The organism is Halomonas sp. OfavH-34-E (assembly GCF_024124525.1).
Lineage (GTDB): Bacteria > Pseudomonadota > Gammaproteobacteria > Pseudomonadales > Halomonadaceae > Halomonas > Halomonas litopenaei.
Window position 1 is genome coordinate 1 of sequence record NZ_JAMXRY010000093.1, and the last position, 6,922, is coordinate 6,922.

Consider the following 6,922-nt stretch of genomic DNA (forward strand, 5'->3'; position numbering starts at 1 on the left):
GCGGCCAGCTCGCTCAGCGACTCGACGGCGTCGGCCTCGACCTCGCCCAGCAGATCCCGCGCCGCCGCCAGCCGCTGGGCAGGGTCGTCGACACGCAGGTCGATCAGCGCCAGGGTGCTGTCCAGATAGCCCCTGAGACTGTTGTTGATGGAGACGCGGTCGAGCTCGCGGCGCGATATTTCGCCGGCCGGCTCCAGCGTCAGGGCGTCGGCCACGGGCCAGTTGCGACCGCGATTTTCCAGTACCACGACGATAGCGCCGCTGTCCTTGACGCGGGCGAGCTTGCCCTCGGCAAAGCTCTCGAGCCAGCGCCGGGCGCGCTCGTCACCGCTCTCGGCGATGGCGTCGATGGCCGCTTCCTTGTCGCGGAAGCTGGACTCGGCCAGCGCCGACAACAGCGCTGGCCCCTGGTCGGAAGAAGCGGCCTCGGAAGCGCCGGCGTCCTGAGCCCAAGCCTGGCCCAGCCCCAGGGCGACGAGGCAAAGCAGCACCAGCGCGCTCAGCCAGTGACGACCTGCAATTAAATTCATGGTGAGGTCCCTTGAGACACCCGGGTGCCGACGGCACCACGGGCAGGGTTGGCGTGATCCGGGCCGGTGCGCCGTGCACACCGGCCCCTTGTCGTTATGTTCTATTCGCTGGAGGCGACGTCTGAGCCACCACCGCAGCTACCCTGCACCACGTTGTAGTTGCCGCACTCAAGCGGAGCACGCCAGTCGCTGATCAGATCGCGGGAGCCTTCCAGATAGTCGGACCAGGCGTCGCCGGCCACGGTGGACGGGGTCTGCCACACCACCGAGAACTGGCCGTTGTCCTGGATCTCGCCGATCAGCACCGGCTTGGTGATGTGGTGGTTGGGCATCATGGTGGCGTAGCCACCGGTGAGATTGGGCACCGACACACCGATGATCGCTTCCTTGACCGCATCTACATCGGTGGTCTCGGCCTTGCGCACCGCCTCGGCCCACATGTTGAAGCCGATATAGTGGGCTTCCATGGGGTCGTTGGTGACGGCGTTGTCGTCGCCGGTGTAGTCGTACCAGGCGTCGATGAAGTCGTAGTTGACGTCTTCATCCACGCTCATGAAGTAGTTCCAGGCCGCCAGGTGGCCGACCAGCGGCGCGGTGTCGAGACCGGACAGCTCCTGCTCGCCCACCGAGAAGGCCACCACCGGGATGTCCGAGGCCTCGACGCCCTGGTTGGCCAGCTCCCGGTAGAAGGGCACGTTGGCGTCACCATTGATGGTGGAGACCACCGCCGTCTTCTTGCCGGCACCACCGAACTGCTTGATCTCGGAGACGATGTTCTGCCAGTCGGAATGACCGAAGGGGGTGTAGTTGACCATGATGTCCTCGTCGGCCACGCCCTGGGACTTCAGGTAGGCTTCGAGGATCTTGTTGGTCGTGCGCGGATAGACATAGTCGGTACCGGCCAGCACCCAGCGCTCAACACCGACCTCGTTCATGAGGTAGTCCACCGCCGGAATCGCCTGCTGGTTGGGCGCAGCGCCGGTGTAGAAGACGTTCTCGGAGGACTCCTCGCCTTCATACTGCACCGGATAGAACAGCAGGCCATTGAGCTCCTCGACCACCGGCAGTACCGACTTGCGCGATACCGAGGTCCAGTTGCCGAAGATCACGTCGACCTCTTCCTGCGCCAGCAGCTCGCGGGCCTTCTCGGCAAACAGCGGCCAGTTGGAAGCCGGGTCCACCACCACCGGCTCGAGCTCGCGGCCGAGCAGGCCACCCGCTTCGTTCTGCTGCTCGATCAGCATCAGCATGGTGTCTTTCAGGGTCGATTCGCTGATCGCCATGGTGCCGGACAGGGAGTGCAGGATACCGACCTTGATCGGGTCCTCCTGGGCCAGCGCCGGTGCGGCGATGGCCAGCGACAGCGTGGACACGGCCAGGCTGGCCAGCGCCTTGCGGGAAAGCGTCTCTGTCGAAAGCGCTTTGGAACGGTGGGCACAAACCTGCGTAGAAGACATCGAAGCGGTGGGCATGGGAAACCTCCAGGGGTTGCCTTGTCGTTGTGATGGACCATCGTCGAGAGGGAGCCAGGCGGTTCAGGTAAAACCGCTGTATCGCTCAGGCCTGACGTCTTGCGACGTCGACCTCCATCACCACTTCAAGCAAGTCCCATGCCAGCCATATAAAACATTTATCAATTCCGACATTACGTCGGCCTAGACGGGGGCTTACCCACCCCGCCTTGCGCCACAAGAGAGCATCTCGCGCCACCGGGGCGCACCGTTGCACCACATGTGGTGCACTTCGCTCCCCCGCCCCCTGCTTCTGCACCATCACAGCGCCAACCAGCGGTGCACCCCGCCACGGCCGGCACCAGAAAGGGGCGCCCTATATCGAGACGCTTCACTTGCAGGGCTCAGCATGACGGCAGCGGCGAGTACAAGTGTTCCGAGCGCAGCCACCTTTCAGCGACACACGGGGGTGTCTGCTCGGAAGGCAAATGGGAGTCGATATGAAAACATCACCGAGACAAGGCACGTAGCCATGCGTCCACATTCATCCGTTCGTGGAAGACTTCGACAAGTTCGAGTGTCTCGTCCGTCTCGCGCAAGATCAGATAGTGTCGACCTTCACGGAAGTAGCGAAGGTGAGATTCATGGCCAACAGTGCTCGATAGTGTCGAGCATGGCCTGGGATGGGGCGGATGTCCCGCCGCCAGGGATTCAAGGCGGTGAACAAGTTGTGCCGTATACCGCTCGGCTCTCGCCTCGCCGAATTCCGATAGGGTCCAACGAAGAATATCTTTCAGGCTTGCAAGTGCCGCCGGCGCATAAATCAATCACGTCAAGAAGCATCGCCAGTTCGAGCAGCCTCGAGAACACTACCCAGAACTTTTCGTGGATCACCGGTTACACCTTCTCCACGATCAAGCTGCTCAAGCGCGACACCTATTCGAGAGCCGATGAGCGCAATCTCACGAAGTTCCTTGAGTGCACGCAACCCCGCTCGTAGCACTTCGCTGGCATTGGCGTAATCCCCAGAGGCCACCAGTTCGTCGATAAAACCATCTAGTTCAGGCGTGAGCGCCACGTTTCGAGCATGATTGGCCGGCATACGCCCTCCTATTGACCAGAATACATCTGGTGCAAGATTGGCCAGGGGTGGCCAGATTAGCCACCCCAGCAACCCGACCAGGACCGTCTGCGCGACCGACGTCTCTCGCAACACTTGGCGCGCACTACCTTGAAGACATCGAACCTGAACCGGACTGGGTGTCCCGCCATGAGCCCCCTTGGGACCCGACACGGGGCCAAGCACCAGACCGTTTCAACGACAAGGCTTAGGGCTTGTCTGAAAAGTGCCTGCGCTCGGTAATACGGCGTTAAAAATCGGATCAAAATGCTCATTTACACCCCGTAAACTGCGCTTTCTCACCGATTTTTGCCTTGTCTAACCTTCGCTCGTCGACTTTTCGGACAGCGCCTAGCCCTCGAGCTGTCGCAGCACCTGTTCGGAAAAGGCGCTGCAGCCGGTATCGCCGCCGAATTCCCGGGGCCGATACCGGCCATCGGACAGTACGCCGTCCACCGCTTGACGCAACCGACCGGCGGCGTCAGACAAACGATCGTCGGCGTGCTCCACCGCCAGCCATTCGAGCATCATGGCCCCGGACAACAGGGTGGCGATGGGGTTGGCGGCGTCCTGCCCGGCGATATCCGGGGCGCTGCCGTGGGCCCCCTGGAACAGACCGTGGCGATCGCCCAGTTCGGCAGACGGCGACACCCCCATCCCGCCGACGGTGGCCGCCCCCAGGTCCGAGATGATGTCACCGAACAGATTCTCGGCGACGATCACGTCATAGAAGTCCGGGCGCTTGACCAAGTGCACCGTCATGGCGTCAACGTAGGCATAGTCGAGTTCGACGTCGTTGAACTCGGCGCCTACCTCGTCGCATACCCGACGGAAGAAGGCGTAGCTTCTGAGGATGTTGGCCTTGTCGCAGACGGTGAGCCGCCGCTTGCCGTCCTTCGGTGCGCCCTGACGTCGCCGTGACAGCTCCAGGGCGAAGCGCGCGACTCGCTCGGTGCCCTTGCGGGTGATCACCAGGCTGTCGCTGGCCATCTCGTCTCGCAGCACCACCCCGGCGCCGCGGCTGGCGTAGAGGCCTTCGGTGTTCTCGCGCACGATGACATAGTCGATGGTACCGGGCTGATGGTGTCTCAGCGGCGACTCGACCCCGGGCAGCAGGCGGATCGGACGCACGTTAGCGTAAAGGTCCAGTCCGAAGCGCAGCTTGAGGTGCAGGTCGTTGCCCACCTCGGTACCGTCGTCGTAGGTCACCCCCGGCAGCCCGGCGGCTCCATGCAGGATGGCGTGACTGGCCCGACAGGCGTCCAGCGTCGACTGGGGCAGCACCTCGCCGGTCTTGTCATAGTGCCCCGCTCCACCGTCGAGCCAGTCGAAACGCAGCACGTCGCTACCCAGCAGCGCTTGCAGTACCTGCACCGTGGCGCCCGCCACCTCCGGGCCAATACCGTCACCAGCGATAGTGGCAATTCGATAACTCACAGAGATTCCCTCGTCTTGTTGTTGTCCATTGATGGTGGCCTCGCAGTATCGTGGTGCAGCGATGTTCTATCCATGGGACCTTATGGTCGATGGCGATGGCGATGGCTACGTCAGAGATCACGCCGCATGATCAGATCCCTGTCCACCACATCGCCCATCTGAAAACTGTGGGTGCCTACCTCGACAAAGCCCCGGGAGCGATAGAAGGCGATGGCGGGATGATTGTTTTCCCACACGCCCAGCCAGACGAAGGCCCTGGCCTGTTCTCGCGCCTCGGTGATGGCCTTGTCGTACAGCATCTTGCCAAGCCCTCGGCCCTGGGCCTCGGCCAGCAGATAGATGCGCTCGATCTCGAGACCATTGTGCTCGCTCAGATCGGTCTGGGCCTCACCCCAGTTGAGCTTGAGATAGCCGACCGCTACGGGCCCCTTGGCAACGCCCTCGCGCTCCTTTCCCGCTTCACCCGTCTCGCGGTGGCGGCCTCTTCCAGCAGCCAGAATCGCGACTGCGGGCAGGCCAGCTCGCGCTGAACCCGCCCAAGGTCAAAGGCATCATTCAGATAGCGCTCCATGGTCGCCTTGGAGTAAAAGTCGACAAAGGTCTGGTAAAAGGTGCGGCGCCCCAGGGCGGCCAGCGTTTCGGGGTCCTCCAGCGTTGCCTGTCTCAGGCAGTCATTCATCTCGCGTCCTTGCTCCATCGTTGTTCATACCCGCACGCAGGATCGTCGTCATGGGTCGCCACTGAGCACGGCGGCGGCGTGGTCAGCAAACCCATCCCCTCGAAGGCCTTCGCGGATACCCTCTCGTTCTTCTTGGGCTTGTGCTGCCGGGCTTGTACTAGTCAGCCAAGTGCTTGCCCACCAGTCGCCCGATCTCGAATGCCAGTCCAAGGGGTCAATCGCCTTCGTACCTTGGCGCTGGATCATCTCCACACAGCACGGCAGCGTCACGAGCCGAACGCCCATCCTCTCGAAGGCCTTCGCGGATACCCTCGCGTTCTTCCAACGGCTTGTGCTGGCTGGCCTTGTGTTTGCCCACCAGGCGCGTCACCTCGAGCTCTACCCCCACAATGCCACGACGCATCCCCTCCAGGTAGTCTTCGGGGGCGTCGTCCACCGCCCAGGGCGCTTCCCGGCCCGCCTCGAAGCGATCGACCAGCGACGTCAGGTGCGAGGTGAGCCAATCGCTTTCACGCGGGAAGACGAGCCGACCATGGGCATGCACCACCTGGTAGTTCCAGGTCGGCACCACGCGACCATGGCGGCGCTTGTCGGGATACCAGCCAGGCGAAATATAGGCGTCGGGGCCATGAAAGATCGCCACCGCCTCGATCGCTGCCGCGTCTGCTCGCTCACCCTCACCCAGCCGCCAGAGGGCGTTGGCGCGGGCGATATGTCCACGCAGCACCAGCGCGCCCTGTGACGTCTGCTCGACCATCAGCGGCAGGTGGTCGATACACACCCCCTGGTCACCGTCGGTGACCAGGGTCGCAAAGGGATAGGCTCGGACCACCGCCATCCTGGCGTCTTCGTCGGTCATGGCGAAGTGTCTTGGCTGATACAAGGGTCACGCGCTCCTTCAGAGTGGTTGGCATCCATCAATGTTGACTGCGAGAAGTAGAAGTTTATGTGCCCGCAGGGTCATCCAGGTTCAGGGTATAGGCGTAGAAGGCGTCGTTGCGTTGCCAGTTAAGTGACTCATACAGCGCCTGGGCGGTGTGGTTGTGGGTCTGGGTATTGAGCGTCAACTGGCCCACGCCCTGCTCCCTCGCCAGGTTCGCGGCGGCCTCCATCAGCTCACGGCCGATCCCCTTGCCACGCGCCTCGGGCGCCACGAATAGGTCGGCCAGGGTCCAGCGCGGTCCCACCCGTACCGTGGATAGCGTCGGATAGAGCTGAACGAAGCCTTCGAGCACACCCTCGTTGTCGCTGACCAGCAGGCGCGAGTCGGCGAGCGCGAGGCGCGTCTGGAGAAAGTCGCGGGCAGCCTGGATGTCGCTTTCCTGTGAATAGAACACCCTGTAGCCATCGAGCAGCTCACTCAGGGGTTGTAGATCGGCGATACAGGCAGGACGAACATGGTTCATGAGTCACCTTTCACATTGGCGGTCGTGTGCGCCGGCTGGCCAGAGGCGCACCGGCTCGTCGGGATGACAGGCACCCAGTCTTGCGCAATAGTGGTCCCACCATAAGAACCAATACTGTCCAGAAAAGGGGAACCAGTGCCCAGCCTTCACCGTCACGCCGAATGGATCACCGAAGCGCTGGCCATGCGCCTGGCGCCACCCGCCGCCGCCCCGTCGGGTTCGCTGCCCCAGCGCCTGTACGCGGCCCTGCGCGAGTGGATACAGCAAGGTAGCTTGCCCGCCGCCAGCGCCCTGCCCTC

At 62.9% G+C, this 6,922-nt stretch carries 8 protein-coding genes and 1 pseudogene; all 9 read right to left on the bottom strand.

What is annotated here, in order from left to right; genetic code table 11:
• Positions 1–530 (bottom strand): annotated as a pseudogene (locus NH448_RS22835) (urea ABC transporter permease subunit UrtB); the annotation flags it as partial.
• 101 nt (positions 531–631) lie between these two features.
• Positions 632–2,002 (bottom strand): urea ABC transporter substrate-binding protein, encoded by a 1,371-nt coding sequence (gene urtA, locus NH448_RS22840; RefSeq protein ID WP_253029532.1) that lies wholly within the window; start codon positions 2,000–2,002, stop codon positions 632–634.
• A 488-nt stretch (positions 2,003–2,490) separates the two neighbouring features.
• Positions 2,491–2,808 (bottom strand): type II toxin-antitoxin system RelE/ParE family toxin, encoded by a 318-nt coding sequence (locus NH448_RS23755; protein ID WP_108133073.1) that lies wholly within the window; start codon positions 2,806–2,808, stop codon positions 2,491–2,493.
• Between the two features lie 5 nt (positions 2,809–2,813).
• Positions 2,814–3,083, bottom strand: coding sequence for a type II toxin-antitoxin system ParD family antitoxin (locus NH448_RS22845; RefSeq protein ID WP_083970374.1), 270 nt, complete (start codon positions 3,081–3,083; stop codon positions 2,814–2,816).
• A 369-nt stretch (positions 3,084–3,452) separates the two neighbouring features.
• Positions 3,453–4,538, bottom strand: coding sequence for an isocitrate/isopropylmalate dehydrogenase family protein (locus tag NH448_RS22850; protein WP_253029533.1), 1,086 nt, complete (start codon positions 4,536–4,538; stop codon positions 3,453–3,455).
• A gap of 110 nt (positions 4,539–4,648) precedes the next feature.
• Positions 4,649–5,053 carry an N-acetyltransferase gene (locus tag NH448_RS22855; protein ID WP_348681962.1) on the bottom strand — a complete coding sequence of 135 codons (405 nt, stop codon included), beginning with the start codon at positions 5,051–5,053 and terminating at the stop codon, positions 4,649–4,651.
• Positions 4,957–5,217 (bottom strand): hypothetical protein, encoded by a 261-nt coding sequence (locus tag NH448_RS22860; protein WP_253029534.1) that lies wholly within the window; start codon positions 5,215–5,217, stop codon positions 4,957–4,959. Before NH448_RS22860 ends, NH448_RS22855 begins: the two co-directional genes overlap by 97 nt.
• A 214-nt stretch (positions 5,218–5,431) precedes the next feature.
• The gene (locus tag NH448_RS22865) at positions 5,432–6,100 is read right to left on the bottom strand and encodes an FMN-binding negative transcriptional regulator (protein ID WP_045992504.1); all 669 of its coding nucleotides are present in this window, start codon (positions 6,098–6,100) and stop codon (positions 5,432–5,434) included.
• A gap of 61 nt (positions 6,101–6,161) precedes the next feature.
• Positions 6,162–6,623 (bottom strand): GNAT family N-acetyltransferase, encoded by a 462-nt coding sequence (locus NH448_RS22870; protein ID WP_045992505.1) that lies wholly within the window; start codon positions 6,621–6,623, stop codon positions 6,162–6,164.
• Positions 6,624–6,922 lie beyond the last annotated feature (299 nt).